This window comes from uncultured Maricaulis sp. (assembly GCF_947259345.1).
Taxonomy (GTDB): domain Bacteria; phylum Pseudomonadota; class Alphaproteobacteria; order Caulobacterales; family Maricaulaceae; genus Maricaulis.
This window is the reverse complement of sequence record NZ_CAMYLS010000003.1, coordinates 70617-86884: the sequence shown is the minus strand read 5'-3', so window position 1 is coordinate 86884 and position 16268 is coordinate 70617. Positions and strand designations below refer to the sequence as shown.

At 63.6% G+C, this 16268-nt stretch carries 12 protein-coding genes; 3 read left to right on the top strand and 9 right to left on the bottom strand.

Translation table 11 applies throughout. The features are described from left to right. Positions 1-2: 2 nt before the first annotated feature. Positions 3-2576 carry a bifunctional aspartate kinase/diaminopimelate decarboxylase gene (locus tag Q0X62_RS01275; RefSeq protein WP_297730758.1) on the top strand — a complete coding sequence of 858 codons (2574 nt, stop codon included), beginning with the start codon at positions 3-5 and terminating at the stop codon, positions 2574-2576. Here Q0X62_RS01275 and Q0X62_RS01270 read toward each other — a convergent pair. Both Q0X62_RS01270 and Q0X62_RS01265 read right to left on the bottom strand, forming a co-directional pair. Beyond that, a complete protein-coding gene (locus Q0X62_RS01270) occupies positions 2573-3277 on the bottom strand; it encodes a hypothetical protein (RefSeq protein WP_297730757.1) in 705 nt (234 codons plus the stop codon). The genes Q0X62_RS01275 and Q0X62_RS01270 overlap by 4 nt on opposite strands. Then, complete coding sequence (locus tag Q0X62_RS01265; protein WP_297730755.1) at positions 3274-3963, bottom strand: hypothetical protein; 690 nt, start codon at positions 3961-3963, stop codon at positions 3274-3276. Before Q0X62_RS01265 ends, Q0X62_RS01270 begins: the two co-directional genes overlap by 4 nt. Positions 3964-4115: 152 nt before the next feature. On the opposite strand from Q0X62_RS01265, the gene Q0X62_RS01260 reads away from it, so the two are divergent. Then, the gene (locus Q0X62_RS01260) at positions 4116-5321 is read left to right on the top strand and encodes a helix-turn-helix transcriptional regulator (protein WP_297730753.1); all 1206 of its coding nucleotides are present in this window, start codon (positions 4116-4118) and stop codon (positions 5319-5321) included. Here Q0X62_RS01260 and Q0X62_RS01255 read toward each other — a convergent pair. From Q0X62_RS01255 to Q0X62_RS01245, 3 genes are all read right to left on the bottom strand, one after another. After that, complete coding sequence (locus Q0X62_RS01255; RefSeq protein WP_297730751.1) at positions 5318-6247, bottom strand: S41 family peptidase; 930 nt, start codon at positions 6245-6247, stop codon at positions 5318-5320. The genes Q0X62_RS01260 and Q0X62_RS01255 overlap by 4 nt on opposite strands. Beyond that, complete coding sequence (locus tag Q0X62_RS01250; protein WP_297730749.1) at positions 6234-6737, bottom strand: hypothetical protein; 504 nt, start codon at positions 6735-6737, stop codon at positions 6234-6236. Before Q0X62_RS01250 ends, Q0X62_RS01255 begins: the two co-directional genes overlap by 14 nt. Positions 6738-6871: 134 nt before the next feature. After that, complete coding sequence (locus Q0X62_RS01245; protein ID WP_297730748.1) at positions 6872-7324, bottom strand: DUF4396 domain-containing protein; 453 nt, start codon at positions 7322-7324, stop codon at positions 6872-6874. Between the two features lie 70 nt (positions 7325-7394). Here Q0X62_RS01245 and cueR point away from each other — a divergent pair, with 70 nt between their 5' ends. Continuing rightward, positions 7395-7784: a Cu(I)-responsive transcriptional regulator gene (gene cueR / locus Q0X62_RS01240; RefSeq protein ID WP_297730746.1), complete on the top strand. Its 390-nt coding sequence runs from the start codon at positions 7395-7397 to the stop codon at positions 7782-7784. A gap of 403 nt (positions 7785-8187) precedes the next feature. Here cueR and Q0X62_RS01235 read toward each other — a convergent pair whose 3' ends face one another. The 4 genes from Q0X62_RS01235 to putA all read right to left on the bottom strand — a co-directional run bounded on the left by Q0X62_RS01235 (position 8188) and on the right by putA (position 15801). After that, positions 8188-9222 (bottom strand): ribonucleotide-diphosphate reductase subunit beta, encoded by a 1035-nt coding sequence (locus Q0X62_RS01235; protein WP_297730744.1) that lies wholly within the window; start codon positions 9220-9222, stop codon positions 8188-8190. Between the two features lie 218 nt (positions 9223-9440). Beyond that, entirely contained in the window at positions 9441-10271 is an 831-nt protein-coding gene (locus Q0X62_RS01230; RefSeq protein ID WP_297730742.1) for a lipid A-modifier LpxR family protein, read from the bottom strand. A 215-nt stretch (positions 10272-10486) separates the two neighbouring features. Next, positions 10487-12388 (bottom strand): ribonucleoside-diphosphate reductase subunit alpha, encoded by a 1902-nt coding sequence (locus Q0X62_RS01225; RefSeq protein WP_297730740.1) that lies wholly within the window; start codon positions 12386-12388, stop codon positions 10487-10489. A gap of 287 nt (positions 12389-12675) precedes the next feature. Beyond that, positions 12676-15801, bottom strand: coding sequence for a bifunctional proline dehydrogenase/L-glutamate gamma-semialdehyde dehydrogenase PutA (putA, locus tag Q0X62_RS01220; protein ID WP_297730739.1), 3126 nt, complete (start codon positions 15799-15801; stop codon positions 12676-12678). Positions 15802-16268 lie beyond the last annotated feature (467 nt).

Here is a 16268-nt window from a genome sequence, read left to right as displayed (position 1 = left end):
ACATGGAACATGCGCAAAATTGGGTCGTCCTGAAATTTGGCGGCACCAGCGTTAAATCGCTGGCCGATTGGCGTGTGATCTCCAAACGGATTGACGCCGTGCGCGCGGAGGGCAAACGCGTCTTCGTCGTCCATTCCGCGATTGCCACCATCTCCAACCTGCTCGACACCCTGGTGGAAAAGGCTGTCGCCGGCTCTGGCGAGGATGAGCTGGAGGCCATCAAGGCCCGCCACCTGACCCTGGCCGACGAGCTGGGCGTCAATGGCGCGGCCTTGCTGGCCGAGCATTTCGAGGCCCTGACCCGGCTGCGCGCCGGTCTGGCTCTGACCGGCGATGCCAGTCCGCGCTTGAAGGCGCGGATCATGGCCCAGGGCGAGCTGATGGCGACCCGGCTCGGACAGGCCTGGCTGGCCAAGGGCGGAATCGACTCGATCTGGCTCGATGCCCGTGACCACCTTGCCGCCCTGCCCGCCTCCGGCGCGCGTGGCTATCTCGCGGTCGATTGCCAGCATGAGGCGGACGCCGAGCTGCAGAGCCTGTGTGCCGATCTGCCACCGGTCATCATCACACAAGGCTTCATTGCCCGGCGTGAGGATGGCGATACCGCCCTTCTGGGCCGCGGGGGATCGGACACGTCAGCAAGTTACTTCGCCGCCAAGCTGGGCGCCGAACGGCTGGAAATCTGGACCGATGTGCCCGGTTTCTTCTCGGCCGATCCGCGCCTGACCGGCGCGGCCCGGCAGATCCGCTCGCTGGCCTATGCCGAAGCCCAGGAGCTCGCCTCCATGGGCGCCGGCGTCCTGCATCCGCGGGCCATCTCCCCGGTCCGCAAGGCCGGGATCGAGATGCAGGTCCTGTGCACCCACCGCCCGGACATGTCCGGCACCACCATTTCGGAAACCCCGTCAGAGGACGCGCCGCGCCTCAAGGCGGTGTCGGTGAAACAGGGCGTGCGCCTGATCACGCTGGAGACTGACGGCATGTGGCGTGCCTCCGGCTTCCTGGCGAAAGCCTTCGAACCCTTCTCGCGCCATGGCGTCTCGATTGACCTGGTCTCGACGTCGGAGACCTCGGTCACCGTGTCGCTGGATGATGACCCGGGCCTGACGCCGGATGTGCTCGGCGCGCTCGAAGACGATCTGGCCGAGATCGCCCGCGTCGAGATAATCGAGAATTGCGCCGCGGTCAGCCTGGTCGGACGCGGCGTACGCGCCCTGCTGGCCCAGTTTGGCCCGGCCATGGAAGCCTTTGCTCATTACCCTGTGCGACTGGTTTCCCAGGCCGCCAATGACCTCAATCTCACCGTCGTCGTCGATGGCGATCAGGGCAAGCCGCTCTGCCGTCGCCTGCACGACCAACTCATCCAGCCCAAGCCGATGGACCAGACCTTCGGCCCGTCCTGGCGCGAGATCGGCGAGAACCTGACCGAGGCCGCCCCGGCCGGAACCGGCACCTGGTGGCGCGCCAAGCGCCAGGCCCTGCTCGATCTCTGTCCGCTCGATGGCGCGACCTATGTCTATGATCTCGAGACCGTGAAGGCCCGCGCCTCGGCGGTTGCCGGCCTCAAGGCGCTTGATCGCGGCTGGTATGCGATGAAGGCCAATGGCCATCCCGACATGATCCGCACGGCGGTGGAAGCCGGGCTGGGCGTGGAATGTGTCTCGATCAATGAAGTCCGCGCCGCCCGCGAGGCGGTGCCGGACCTGCCCGTCGACCGCATCCTCTTCACACCGAATTTCGCGCCCAAGGCGGAATACGCGCAAGCGCTCGAGATGGGGGTCCACCTCACCCTCGACGGCCTGCACCCGCTGCGCGCCTGGCCGGAGATTTTTTCCGGCCGCAAGATCACGCTGCGGATCAATCCCCAGCGTCCGGAAGGTCATCACAAGCATGTCCGCACGGCCGGACCGGAAGCCAAGTTCGGCCTGCATGCCGACGAGCTGGTCGAGGCCCGCAAGCTGGCCGCCGAGGCCGGGGCCATCATCAATGGCCTGCACGTGCATTCCGGCTCGGGCATTTCCGATCCCGATCACTGGCGCCGCGTCGGCCTCTTCCTGGTGGAGACCGCCCGCGACATGCCCGACGTCGAAATCCTCGACCTGGGCGGGGGTCTCTCGGTCGATGAAGCCTCCGGCGTGCGCCGGATCGACATGGACGCGCTCGACCAGGTCCTCACCGATCTCAAGACGGCGCATCCCAAATACCAGCTCTGGATCGAGCCAGGCCGCTACATCTCGGCCGAGTCCGGTGTGCTGCTGGCCCGTGTGACCCAGCTGAAGCAGACGCCGGATGCCCGTTTCGTCGGGATCAATACCGGCATGAACTCGCTTATCCGTCCGGCCCTCTACGGCGCCCGCCACGAGATCGTCAACCTGACAAGGCTCGACGAGCCGTCCGCCTGGATCGCCGACATTGTCGGCCCGATCTGCGAAACCGCCGACCGTCTCGGCGCCCAGCGCCTGATGCCGGAAACCCAGGAAGGCGACGTCATCCTGATCGGCAATGGCGGCGCCTATGGGCGGGTGATGGCGTCGAGCTATAATATGCGCGAACCGGCGGGTGAGGCTGTGATTTAGCCGGTCTCCTCTCCGCTTCCCTGCGTTTTCATCCCCGATGGAAACGCAGGGCGGCGGCCGAAGCGCATGCGGAAACTCGCATACAGCGTCACACCTATAACGGTCAGGACCGGCGTCATCAGCGCGAGTGGCGTGCGCAGGACAGCCGGCAGCACGCTGCTATTGCCGAAGAAGAAGATGAAGCTGGCGATGAAGAGGGCAAAGCCCATGCGCCAGACATGCCGGGTCAGGCGCTGGCGGTCATTCGCAGGTCCGCGCCGCAAGGCCAGGACATCAATCGCCGCAATCCAGAGCGCCACGCCGCCGAGGCAGTAGAAGGCCACAGGCGGCAGATCGTTCAATGTGCCCGAGGGCAGGTTGGCGACGAAAAGGCCGGAACCGAAAGCCGTCAGGGCGACCAGGGAGATCAGGCCGGCGGCGATCCGCTCGGCCCAGCCGGTGATCCGGGCGGCAGACATCCAGCCGGTCGTCACGGCATGCCCGGCCAGAAGGGCGAGAAAGGCCGTGAACAGGATAGAGCGGGTCAGACTCATAGACAGGCCGCTGGTACAAAGCAGCAGCATAGAGACCACAAACACCCGCCCGGCCAGGCGATGTGTCAGACCGCCCTTGCGGACAAGAAAGGGCGCGCCACCGGCGAGAAGGCAGATCACACCGACGAGGAAATGGAGCTGTCCGACAAGCGGCAGGCTGCTGATCATGACGCGGCTCCCGTTTGACGGCGTGACCGCTTGATCAGGGTGCGGACAAGGAAGCCGAGAATGAGCAAGGCCGTCAGCCCCTCGGGCAGGGACAACAATCCGCTCTCACGCAACGCCTCGGGGAAGATACGGGCACCCGGGCCGGTGAAGAAGGACCCGACGGCGATGAAATAGGCCAGACCCATGCGCCAGAGATGGCGGGCGATGCGGTGATGCGGGGAGACCGGGCCGCGCACCAGCAAGGTCAGGTCGGCGACCGCGCCGATCGCGGTCATCATGGCCAGCATCAGATAGTCATCGGCCGCAAAGCCGAGAAGGCGGCCGGTCTCTGATTGGAAAGCCATGACAGCCAGCGCCGCCAATCCGGTCAGGCCGACGAGAATGGTGGCCAGGGCCGTCCACTCGAAGACGCCGGGGCGATGGCTCCGCCAGCGCGCCGCGCGCCATCCGGTCAGCACCAGATAGGCGGCCAGCAGACCAGCGAAGGCGGTGATCAACAGGCGTTCGGGATCCAGAATTCCGATCACGGCGCCGGACAGGGACGTCGCCAGCATGGAAACCAGGAAGAGCGTGCCCGCAGCCCGATGCAAGCGCTTGCCCTTGGGAGCCAGGAAAGCCGCTCCGCCCGCGCCGACACAGAGTGTGCCGGTCAGGACGTGAAAGAGTATGAGCAATTCAGGCAACATGCTGGATTCCCGATTTTGGCTGTGTCAGAGAGCGAGGGTGGCAACATGTCTGCACGCGAATGTTTCCGCGCCCCGCCCTGCAGGCGCGGACACCGGACATGTCCGGACCGGCTGGCCCGGACAGGCCGACAAATGTGAGTCACGACGCTGCCATGGACACACCCGCGATCGACCCGCTGCCGCTTATCCTGGCCTCTGCTGCAACCGGGCAGGCCCTCCTCTGCCTTCTGGTGGTGATGAGCAGCCCGGCCGGCGACCTGCCACGGCGATGGCTCGCCGGCCTTTTCAGCATGCTGGCCACCCTCGCTGCGGGCCCCGTGATCGTGGCCATCCAGCCCGACGCGCTGGCGTTGATGGCCGGTCTGGTGATGGTCGCTCTATACGCGCTACCACCGCTGTTCTGGGGTTATGTCAGGGCGTTGACCCGTTCCGGCAGCAGCAATAATTCGCCGCCCTCGGCCTGGCATCTCGCCGGACCGGCCCTGGCCCTCATCAATGCCGGGATGATCTGGTCGCTGCCGGCCGGCAGTGTCGATTTCATCCTGACCCATGGTGAGCTGCCGGGCGGGGCGCAGGCTGCGGTCACGGTTCTGGGCGTGTTCGTGCTGGTCCTCGCCTGGAATGCCGTCTCGGCGGTCTATGTCTGGCGCATCCTGACCCGGCTACAGGCCTACCGGCGCGCCCTGCACGACTATTTCTCCAATACCGAGCGACGCGAGCTGGCCTGGCTGCGGGTCTTGATCTTCGCGATCATCGGTCTCTGGCTGGCCATCATGGCCGTTCTTGTCTGGGACAATCTGATCGCCAGCCTGTCGCTTCCGCCCATCGTCGGCAGCGCAATCATCATGGCGCTGACAAGCCTGCTGGCCGCCCGTGGCCTGTCGCAATACCCGGGTCTGGCGGCGGTCGATCCGGTCACGAGCGACACGGATATCGACACGCCGAATGACGAGACGCGGGGTGACGAGACGCGGGAAAAATACCGCAAGTCCGCCCTCGAACCGGATCACGCAGTCCGTATCGCCGCGCGCATCGAGGCCGTCATGGTTAAGGACGAACTCTATCTCGACCCCAACCTGTCCCTGCCCAAACTGGCCAAGGCAATTGCGGTCCCGGCCAATCTTGTGTCGCAAGTCCTCAACCAGACGCTGGACACCACGTTCTTCGATTACGTCAATCGCTGCCGGATCGAGGCGTCACTCCCACGGATTCTCGCTGGCGACGCGACTGTCCTGACGATCGCGCTCGATGTGGGTTTCAACGCCCGTTCGACCTTCTACACCGCGTTCAAAGCCGTGACCGGCCAGACCCCGAGCCAGTGGCGCGCCAGTCAGGCGCGCGCCGCCGAACCGGACTAGTGCTCCGCCAGCCAGGCCAGCGCGACCTCAAGCGCGTCTTCGCCGTCAGCCGGAACATCTGGCTCAATGCCTTCGGCTTCCCAGCCCTCGCCAGTGCGCGGATCGAAGGTGCGGCCGACCGGGACGAAGATTGTGAAGTCCCCGGTAAGCTCGCCGACTCCACCGAAATGACCGCCGCCGCCCGTACGCTCACCGACCGTGAGGACACGGTCTGTGACCTTCAGACCGAAGGTGAAGCTTTCGGCGGCCGAGAAGGTGCGGCCATTGGTCAGCACTAGGACCGGCAGGTCGAGATAACGCTCGCCCGGAACGTCCTCATAAGTCCAGCGCTCGCGCACCGGCTCACCCCGGGACTCGGTGTCGGTGAGATGGGTCGGCTCGGCAAAGAGGTAGGTCGAGATATGGCGGACAATGTGCGGACCACCCCCGCAATTATTGCGCAGGTCAAGGATGAGCGCGTCCGTGCCTGACAGCGCCGCAAAGGCCGTGTCGATTCCGGCCACATAAGTCTCGTCGCCACTGAAACTGGGAACGCGCATATAGCCGACATTCGCGCCCACCACCTCATGCTCGACCGGGCCGCTGGCGCAGGCCGAAGGACGGCGCTCCGGCTGCGTGTCCTCCGGCGGAGTTTCCGGCCTGTAGGACACACGCAGATGGGCGTCATTGACCATCTCGTAAAGGTCCAGGGTCACGGCACGGGCGAAAGCCTCACGCTCGGTGACGTCCGCATAGCGGTCGGGATCAGCGCGCAGGAAGGCGGCGATTTCGGCCGCCCGGTCCTCATAGATATACTCCGCCTCGAGCAGGTCGGCGGCCTCGCTCAAGACGCCGCGCTGCCAGTCCGGCGCCGTCTGGGCCAGGACTGACGGGGTCAGCATGAAGAGGCAGGCGGCCGCCATTGCGGCCAAGTCAGTTCGGGTCATGGTCGGTGTCCTTTTCGACACGATTTAAGCGGTCAATGATGGAGGCCTCGCGCAGTGCGGCGCGGATCGAGCGGCTGGCGCCGACGAGGTCGATACCGGCTTCGGCGCACACCTCGTCATGCACCCGGGCCAGCGCGACATGCAGGTGTCGGACACGGTCGGCTTCCTCCCGCCCGGCATCCGTGAGTGCAAGAAGACGGACGCGGCGGTCTTCGGTCGAGATCGTCTCTTTGAGAAAGCCGAGACGCTTGAGGGTCTTGGCGAAATCGATGATGACGGGATGCGACAGGCCAAGGCGCTCGGCCGCGCGCATCACCCCGACCGGCCCTTCCTCATCGAGCAGAAGGACGGTCGAGCAGCAACGGTGCGGGATGGTGAGCCCGAAACGCGCCACCACCTCGTCCGCATCCGCGATCAGCGCGTCCATGATCCGCCTGACATGGTGCGGGAGGACGGCCGAACCGAGCTGGTCAACAACGTCATCGGACATGCGAACCCCTGCATACGTAGGAGCCTACGCAATCGCGAACAAGCCTCGATTTCAAGTGACAAATCGGGAAGGATTTGGACGGAGTCGGGCGGGGATGGGCAGTCGGGAAACAGAGACGGCTCACTGTCAGCCCGTCAATGGCACGCCTTGTTCAGGGCGGCGAGGCGCCAGTAATTATAGGGCAAGGGGGCGAGGAAACCGGCCAGCAGCATGATCGGGATGACCCACCAGGTCAGCATGGCACCGCCGGTCAGCCAGACATCAACGCCATTCATCACCGCTTCCATGGCAATCATCGAGATGAAGGACATGCCGATGGCTGTCTTGAACGCGGTCGCGAGCGCCATCTGGCGGGAGAGGATAATGGTTTCCAGCGCGATGGAGGTCAAAAGCCCGTTGATGATGGCCAGCGTCATGATCGCCAGGGTCGGCCAGCCGATGTCGAAGACCTGGAAGACCGCGATCGTGCCGAAATCACCGATCGAACAGCCCAGCAGGCACCAGGCCGTATTCTGGGACGCAGAGCGCCAATGTCCCGAATGCGTCCAGAAGGCCGGGCGGGTCAGGGAGAGGGTTGGAGCAGACATGTCGTCCTCCTTTGTCAGCAACCGGGCGTGACGCTAGACTTTCCAGTAACAGGAAGGTCAAGAGGGCCGAATGAAGATCAGCGACGCCGCCAGACGCGCCGGGCTACCGGTCAAGACAGTCCGCTATTATGCCGATATCGACCTGGTCCGGCCACCGGGGCGGACCGACAACAATTACCGCGACTATGACAGCGCCGCGCTGGCCAAGCTGGTCTTCGTTCGCCGCGCGCGCGATTTCGGCTTCTCGATCCCGGAATGCCGGGACTTGCTCGCCCTCTACGAAGACCGCGACCGCTCGAGTGCCGATGTGCGCGCCCTCGCCGCGAGCCATCTGGCCGAGATCGAGGCCAAACAACGCCAGCTCGCCGCCCTGCGCGATGAACTCGCCCACCTGGTGAGCGCCTGCCAGGGCAATGACCGGCCCGACTGCCCGATCATCGATCGGCTGGAGGCGGAATAGTGGGCGGCTGGGCCGGGCCAGCCTTGCCTTCATTTTCCGTCATCCCACGGTCGCGGCATCGCCGCGATCCGGGGGACCTCAACCATCCATCTGACTGGGTAGAAAAGGTCCCCCGGATGCCTGCTTCGCAGTCCCCGTGGGATGACGTGTTGAGAGAGTGGAGGTGAAGGCGCGCGCGGCGCATTCCCCGCCATAAACCACTTGCCGAGAGACAGCCGTATCCGGGTCTTCAGCTCAAGGGTGAAACCGCAAAGCGGCGGCTGCGCCGCCCTTGACCTGAAGAACCCGATACGGCCCGCTGGCTGACAAGAGGTTTATGGATGTTTGTGGGCGGAGCGCCTCAATGCAAAGATGCCCCCGGCATCTGCCGGGGGTCCTCTGAAACGTTCCGGGATACCGCAGATTACTCCGCCGGCTCTTCCGTCTTCTCCACCTTCATCTTGTCGAACATGCCCCACACGCCGTCATCGCCGTGCCAGTCGCCCTTGGTGGCGCCCTTGGAGTATTCGGTGGCTCTCGCTTCGAAGAAATTGGCGTGCTCGACGCCGTTGAGGATTTCAGAGAGCCAGGGGAGCGGGTGTTCCTTGACGCCGTAGATCTTGGGCAGGCCGAGCTGGCCGAGGCGCCAGTCGGCGATATAGCGGATATAATTCTTGATATCGTCCGGCGTCATGCCTTCGACTTCGCCGGCCTCGAAGGCCAGGTCGATGAATTTGTCTTCCAGGCCGACCACGGTGCGGCAGCACTCGGTGATGTCGTCCTTGACCTCTTGCGTCAGGGCGCCGGTCTCCTCTGCGAAGGCGTGGAAGAGCTTGATCATGCCTTCACAGTGCAGGCTCTCATCACGGATCGACCAGGTCACGATCTGGCCCATCCCCTTCATCTTGTTGAAGCGCGGGAAATTCATCAGCATCGCGAAGGAGGCGAATAGCTGCAGGCCTTCGGTGAAGGCGCCGAACATGGCCACGGTCCGCAGGATATCGGCTTCGTTCTCGACCCCGAAACGCTGCATGTAGTCATGCTTGTCGGCCATGGCCTGGTATTCCATGAAGGCCGAGAATTCCGAGTCCGGCATGCCGATCGTCTCCAGCAGGAGCGCGTAGGCGGCGATGTGGATCGTCTCCATGTTGGAGAAGGAGGCCAGCATCATCTTCACCTCGGTCGGGCGGAAGACGCGGCTGTAGCGCTCCATGTAATTATCATTCACCTCGACATCGGACTGGGTGAAGAATCGGAAGATCTGGGTCAGCAGATTGCGCTCGCCATCATTGAGCTTGGTCGCCCAGTCCTTGCAGTCCTCGCCGAGCGGGACTTCTTCCGGCATCCAGTGAACCTGCTGCTGCTTCTTCCAGAAGTCATAGGCCCACGGATAGCGGAAGGGTTTGTAGGAATGCGAGGTGGTCAGGAGGCCTGGCAGGTTTTCGGGGGCGGTGGTCATGGTCTCAGCTCTCCTGCTTGGCGCTGGCTGCCAATATGGCGCGCGCCCGAATCAATGCGATGAACACAACATATTGTGTCCTAGGTTTCCAAAACGTCTACAGCTTGATCAGGCATGGCTGACCGCAACTGTGGAAACTGCCCGATTCTCGAAGCGGGGGGCAGACTTGGCCACATCACGATTTCTGTCATTGGAAAGACACGTGCAGGCGCTGCGCCTTACCAGCGCCAATTCACCGTGACGGCACCGAATTCCTCGGTCTCGTCGAACGCGCGGACACCGGCAACATGGCGATATTCGCGTCGGACCCAGGCCAGCGACAAATCTGCCTTGCCCATGCGCACGGCGATGCCCGCCTGGGCGTCGCCGATCACTTCGCGCTGGGTGAAATACATGGCATTCTGAAAGTCGACGCCCTCAGCGGGATTGTACATCAGCGCCCGACGATCGGCGCCGGCGAAGACATACCAGGCCGGACTTTCCGAGAGATTGTCGTGACGCAGATATTGTCCGACTCGCACTTCGGCGCCAGCACTGGTCGCCGAACCATCCGGCCCGACACTGACTGCCGCCCGCGGCGTAAAACTGACATCAAGCTCCTGACCGGCACCTTCTGTCTCGAAAGCGCGCTCATAAGCCACCGCAATTGTGGCTTCCCGCGCGCCTCGTTCGAGAACGACCGGGGAATACCCATCCCCCCGCGCGGCAAAGAGTTGATGCGCGTGATCCTGGCGATCATCTTCGAGCACGGCCACTTCGATCACGCCCGCATCACCGAGATCGATCCGGCTACCGCCCGTCGGCGTCAATCCGGCCAATGGATTCCCGCGGAATGGGTCATCATCAAGGGCCAAGGCAGACAGGGCCACCCGGGCGGCCTCCGGCGAGAGCGGCCGGACATCTCCGTTCGTCGCCATGGGACCGCGGATCATATTGGTGGCCGACGCCCAGTTGGACTCGGCCTGCCCGGGCTGCACCAAAACCCAGGACATACCGGCGAGCGCTACAAGCCCGGCGGTCATGACTTCCGCAGTACGTCCCAATCTCATCACGCGTCTCCCCTGCGTGATACTGAGCAAATCCTGCGCGAAGGCGCACCCTGATTCACCCCAGACGCGAAAAGGTTAACGATGCTCGCGATCGGGGTCCACTGAAAGTCTCGCTGCAATGCGGGAGACAGTCAGGCACAAAAAAGGGGCGCCTTGCCGCGCCCCTTTTCCGGCCGGTCCTACCCCCTCGGTCGAACCGGTCGATCTGGCTGTGCCTACTGGCAGGCGAGGCATTCCTCGTAATCGGTCGGGGCTGCGTCGGCCATCGAGACTTCGGCGTCGGCCTTCTTTTCCGAACCGGCATAGGCCGCCCGCTGGATCGATTTGGAGCGGCAGTAGTAGAGCGATTTCACGCCCTTCTCCCAGGCCGACCAATGCAGCATGTGGAGGTCCCACTTGTTGACGTCGCCGGGCAGGAAAATGTTCAGCGATTGCGACTGGCAGATATAGGGCGTGCGATCGGCGGCATGCTCGATCACCCAGCGCTGGTCGATCTCGAAGGCAGTGCGGAACAGCGCCTTTTCGTGCTCGTCCAGGCAATCGAGATGCTGGACCGAGCCCTCATGCTCGAGGATGGAGGCCCAGATGCCCGGCGTATTCATGCCCTTTTCTTCCAGGGCGGCTTCCAGCTGCGGGTTCTTGACCGTGGTCGAACCGGACAGGGTCTTGTGCGTGTAGACATTGGCCGGGATCGGCTCGATGCCGGCCGAGACACCGCCGCAAATGATCGAGATCGACGCCGTCGGCGCGATCGCCAGCTTGTGCGAGAAGCGCGCTTTCACGCCGGAGGCTTCGGCATCCGGGCAGGCGCCACGCTCTTCGGCCAACTTCACCGACGCAGCATCGGCCGCCGTGCGGATATGCTTGAAAAGCTTGAGGTTCCAGGACTTGGCCATGGCGCTCTCAAACGGCGCATTCATTTTCTGCAGGAAGGTGTGCATGCCCATCAGGCCCAGGCCCACCGAGCGCTCCTGGATCGCGGAATAGACGGCACGGTCCATTTCCGCCGGCGCGCGGTCGATGAAGTCCTGCAGGACATTGTCGAGGAAACGGTAGATGTCCTCGATGAAATCCGGCTCGTCCTTCCATTCGAGATATTTTTCGGCATTGAGCGAGGACAGGCAGCACACCGCCGTGCGCTCCTTGCCGTTCTGATCGAAACCGGTGGGCAGCATGATCTCGGCGCACAGATTGGACTGGCGGACCTTGAGACCCAGCTTGCGCTGGTGGGCCGGCAGGGCGCGGTTCACCGTGTCGGAATAGATGATGTAGGGCTCGCCGGTCTGCAGGCGCAGTTCGATGATTTTCTGCCACAGCTTGCGGGCATTGACCGTCTTCACCACTTCGCCCGATTTCGGCGATTTCAGCTCGAACTCGGCATCATCACGCACGGCTTCCATGAAGGCGTCGGAGATGTTGAGACCGTGATGCAGGTTCAGGGACTTGCGGTTGAAGTCGCCCGACGGTTTGCGGATCTCGAGGAATTCCTCGATTTCCGGGTGGTGGATGTCGAGATAGACGGCGGCCGAGCCGCGGCGCAGCGAGCCCTGCGAAATCGCGAGGGTCAGGCTATCCATCACGCGGATGAAGGGAATGATGCCGGAGGTCTGGCCGATCTCGCCGATCTTCTCGCCGATCGAACGAACATCGCCCCAATACGTGCCGATGCCGCCGCCATTGGAGGCGAGCCAGACATTCTCGGTCCAGGTGCCGACAATGTCGTCGAGGCTGTCGCCAACCGAATTGAGGAAGCAGGAGATTGGCAGGCCGCGATCGGCGCCGCCATTGGACAGGACGGGTGTCGCCGGCATGAACCACAGGCGGGAGATATAGTCATAGAGACGTTGGGCGTGCTCGGTATTGTCCGCATAGGCCGTCGCCACGCGGGCGAACATGTCCTGATAGCTTTCACCGGGCAGGAGATAGCGGTCTTCAAGCGTCTTCTTGCCGAACTCGGTCAGCAGCGCATCGCGCGACCGGTCGATCTTGACGCTCTCGACCACGCGCAGATGCGTGGTCTCGCCCTTGGCCGATTTGGGTTTGCCGCGGCGGGTCGTTGAAACCGTTTGCTGGGCGGATTCCAGTGCCGTGTTCGCGGCTGTATCCAATGGCGTCATGGTTAGTCTACTCCCCAAGCCCGAGGCAAAAATTCCCTGTTGCGCCCGCCCCAATGCGGCGCACCGAACCAACCCAGAAGGTCGTTTGAAAATCTGTATAGTGTGTCGCTGTCGCCAGCCGACCCAACATATAGTGGATCAAAGCCGGGGCACTGGTCAACGGGGAGAATGGTCCTTGAGCGGATTTTTTAGTTAACAGACCGCTAATAAGAAATGCGCCCCGTCACACATCGTTAACGGGGCGCATCTCCGCGTCAATCAAGGATTAACAGCCGTTAACCCTGAGCCTAGTCGAGGTTCAGCAATTCCGGGTCGCCACCCTGGGCGGCGATGTTGATCGTCACCGTCCGCTCGCCGGCAAAGCGGTGCAGATAGTGCGGGCCACCCGCCTTGGGACCCGTGCCAGACAAGCCCTCTCCGCCGAATGGCTGGACCCCGACAACGGCCCCGACCATGTTCCGGTTGACGTAGATATTGCCCGCCGGGACCAGCGACTGAATTTGCCTGTGGAAAGATGAGAGCCGCGAATGAACGCCCAGGGTGAGACCATATCCCTTGGCCGCGAGCTCGGACGCAATCGCTGACAATTCCTTCCGCTTGTAACGCACAACGTGAAGAATCGGTCCGAACACTTCCCGCTCGAGCAGGTCGAGCGAAGGCAGTTCCACGAGTGTGGGTCCGAAGAAGAAGCCGCTGTCGAATTTCTCGCCGACATCGATCTGCTTGATCACCTTGGCGCCCGCCTCCATGCGCTCGACATGGCGCAGCAGGATCTCGCGCGCTTCATTGTCGATCACCGGGCCAACATCGGTGGCCGGATCCGACGGGTCGCCGACCTGAAGCTCGTCCATGCCACCGGCCAGCCCCTCGATGATCTCATCCGCCGTGTCTTCCGGGAGGAAGATGACGCGCAGCGCCGAACAGCGCTGACCGGCCGAACCGAAGGCCGACTGGAGCGCGTCATCAATGACCTGCTCCTTGAGCGCCGTTGTATCCACGAACATGCCGTTGAGGCCGCCGGTTTCGGCAACCAGCGGCGCGATGGCGGTTTCGCGGGCGGCCAGGGAGCGGTTGATCAGGCGGGCCACTTCCGTCGAGCCGGTAAAGGCCACGCCGGCTGTCCGCGGATCCGTGGTCAGCGCAGCACCAACGATTTCCCCGCGTCCCGGCAGCAGATGCAGCACATCCGCCGGCAGGCCGGCCTTGTGGAACATCTTCACCGCTTCAAACGCGATCAGGGGCGTCTGCTCGGCCGGTTTGGCCAGCACCGTATTGCCGGCCGCCAGCGCGGCCGCGACCTGTCCGGCGAAGATCGCCAGCGGGAAGTTCCAGGGACTGATGGTGACGAAGACACCGCGCCCCTTCATGCCCAGATGATTGGTCTCGCCGGCCGGGCCGGGCAGTCGCACATCGCTGTCGAACTCGCGTTCCGCCTGGGCCGCATAATAGCGGCAGAAGTCGACCGCCTCACGCACTTCCGCGATCCCGTCGGAGAGGGTCTTGCCGGCTTCGATCGCCATGATCGCCAGCAAGCGATCCATCTCCGCCTCCATGGCATCACCCATGGCGCGCAGGATGGCGCCACGCGCCTTGCCGCCGCGCGCGTCCCAGCCCGGCTGGGCCGCGACGGCACTATCGAAGGCCGTGTTCACATCATCCACAGAGGCATCAACCACGGCGCCGACCTGTCGCGACATGTCGACCGGCGACATGACCTGGTGGGCCGCCCCATCGACCTCATGACCGGCGATCAGCGGCGCCGCCATGAGCTGATCTTCGCGATTGAAGGCTTCAAAAGCCCGGGCCACACGCTCCCGCGCGCTGGCTTGGGCCAGATCCAGACCGACCGAATTGTCACGCTCCTCGCCATAGAGGTCCTTCGGCAAGGCGATCTTCTGGTGACGGTCGATCGTCTCGGCGGCCTCGAACGGACCACCGGCGACCTGCTCGACCGGCACCTCGGGATCAAGGAAGGAGTGCACGAAAGACGTGTTGGCCCCATTCTCCAGCAGGCGCCGCACCAGATAGGGCAGCAGGTCTTCATGACTGCCGACCGGTGCATAGACGCGCACCGGTGTGTCCGGATTGATCTCGGCATCGGCGGCGTAGAGCGCTTCGCCCATGCCATGCAGGCGCTGGAACTCGTAACTCTCGACGCCCGCCTGCTGGGCCAGCTCACGGACAGCCGCGAGCGAGTGGGCATTATGCGTGGCGAACTGGCCATAAATCGCGTCCGGTGCCTTCAGCATGGTGCGGGCACAGACGAGGAAATTGAGATCGGTCGCAGGCTTGGTGGTCCAGACCGGGAAGTCGGGCCAGCCATTCTGGTGCGAGAATTTGATCTCACTGTCCCAATAGGCGCCCTTGACCAGTCGGACCATGAAGCGCCGATCCGTGGCCCGGCCCAGCTCGACCAGCTGTTCCAGGACGCGGCGAGCGCGTTTCTGATAGGCCTGCACAGCGAGGCCCAGCCCGTTCCAGCCGGCCAGCTCCGGCGCCCGTGCCAATTTGTCGAGAAGTTTCAACGACAGAACGAGCCGGTCGGACTCCTCAGCATCAAGACAATAGCTGATATCGAAGGCCTTGGCCGCCTTGGCCTGCTCGAGGACCAGCGGATAGAGCTCTTCGAGAATCCGCTTTTCCTTCACCGCGAGATATTTCGGGTGCAAGGCAGAGAGTTTGGCCGAAACGCCGTGCACACGCTCGACAGGCCCGTCCATGCGGGCCTTGCCGACCGCGTCGATCGCTTCGAGATAGCGTTTGTGATAGCGCGCCGCATCCTTGGCCGTACGGGCGCCTTCGCCCAGCATGTCGAAGGAGCACAGTTCGCCCTCCCCCTTGTTCGCGCGCTTGAGGCCTTCCTTGATGGTCCGACCGAGCACGAATTCCTCGCCCATGATTCCCATGGCGCGAAAGACCGCGGCGCGGATCACCGGCTCACCCATTTTCTGGGTCAGCTTGCGCAGATAGGTGCCGGGGCTCTTGCGGGCTTCCGGTTCGACATCAATGATATTGCCGGTCAGCATCAGGCCGAGCGTGGAGGCATTGACCAACCAGCTCTCGGACCGGCCCATATGCTCGGACCAGGCCCCGTCGGAAATCTTCTCCGCGATCAGCTTGTCAGCCGTCTGGGCATCCGGCACGCGCAACAGCGCTTCGGCCAGGCACATCAGGGCAAGGCCCTCACGATTGGACAGGGAGAATTCCTGCAGGAAACTGTCCATGAGCCCACGCGCCTTGGTGGTCTCGCGCGCGGTTTTCACCAGCGCGATTGCAGCGGTGCGCACACGCTCCTGCGCAGCATCGTCTAGCCCGGTCGCGCCCACGAGCTCGCGAACCGCAGCCGTTTCATCGGCGAATTTCGCCGAGTCGAGATCATCCCATCGCATCATGTCACGAGCCTGGACATTCATGGCTGAAACTCCCTATTCAGCAAATGAACAGCGCGGACAATGGATTGGGGTTTTGACGCGTGCAAGCGAAGTCTTCCGTTGTCTTGTGTTGGCGTTCACATGCCTTGGGCGGACCAAACAGGGAACGCCCTTCGACTTCGACCCAAACATTGCAAAAGCTTCGACGCAAGCCCGGGCCGATCACAAAAATCTTGCTCGACGACCGAGTCCGGGCGCGCAAGTCTCCCAGCGACCGGCCACTGCTTTTTTACCCGCCCGAACCCCAACCGCTATTGCCGCTTCATGCCGGGCCAATCGCCGGTATGCTGGAGGCTGACATTGCGGCCCGGCTCGGCTAAACGCGCAGGACTGCGACTTCCACTGCCGGCGCCTTGCGCGCCCGACCCGATACAGGATGCCATGACCGACGCAATCGACACGCCGTCCGAGGCCCCCGAGACCGACGCCGAAACCGATCAGGGTGACGA

What these genes read in the sequence shown, in the direction of transcription:
- Q0X62_RS01235 (WP_297730744.1), bottom strand. Translation starts at nt 9,222, where the DNA reads ATGACCACCGCCCCCGAAAACCTGCCAGGCCTCCTGACCACCTCGCAT.
- Q0X62_RS01230 (WP_297730742.1), bottom strand. Translation starts at nt 10,271, where the DNA reads ATGAGATTGGGACGTACTGCGGAAGTCATGACCGCCGGGCTTGTAGCG.
- putA (WP_297730739.1), bottom strand. Translation starts at nt 15,801, where the DNA reads ATGAATGTCCAGGCTCGTGACATGATGCGATGGGATGATCTCGACTCG.
- Q0X62_RS01225 (WP_297730740.1), bottom strand. Translation starts at nt 12,388, where the DNA reads ATGACGCCATTGGATACAGCCGCGAACACGGCACTGGAATCCGCCCAG.
- Q0X62_RS01275 (WP_297730758.1), top strand. Translation starts at nt 3, where the DNA reads ATGGAACATGCGCAAAATTGGGTCGTCCTGAAATTTGGCGGCACCAGC.
- Q0X62_RS01245 (WP_297730748.1), bottom strand. Translation starts at nt 7,324, where the DNA reads ATGTCTGCTCCAACCCTCTCCCTGACCCGCCCGGCCTTCTGGACGCAT.
- Q0X62_RS01265 (WP_297730755.1), bottom strand. Translation starts at nt 3,963, where the DNA reads ATGTTGCCTGAATTGCTCATACTCTTTCACGTCCTGACCGGCACACTC.
- Q0X62_RS01255 (WP_297730751.1), bottom strand. Translation starts at nt 6,247, where the DNA reads ATGACCCGAACTGACTTGGCCGCAATGGCGGCCGCCTGCCTCTTCATG.
- Q0X62_RS01250 (WP_297730749.1), bottom strand. Translation starts at nt 6,737, where the DNA reads ATGTCCGATGACGTTGTTGACCAGCTCGGTTCGGCCGTCCTCCCGCAC.
- Q0X62_RS01270 (WP_297730757.1), bottom strand. Translation starts at nt 3,277, where the DNA reads ATGATCAGCAGCCTGCCGCTTGTCGGACAGCTCCATTTCCTCGTCGGT.
- cueR (WP_297730746.1), top strand. Translation starts at nt 7,395, where the DNA reads ATGAAGATCAGCGACGCCGCCAGACGCGCCGGGCTACCGGTCAAGACA.
- Q0X62_RS01260 (WP_297730753.1), top strand. Translation starts at nt 4,116, where the DNA reads ATGGACACACCCGCGATCGACCCGCTGCCGCTTATCCTGGCCTCTGCT.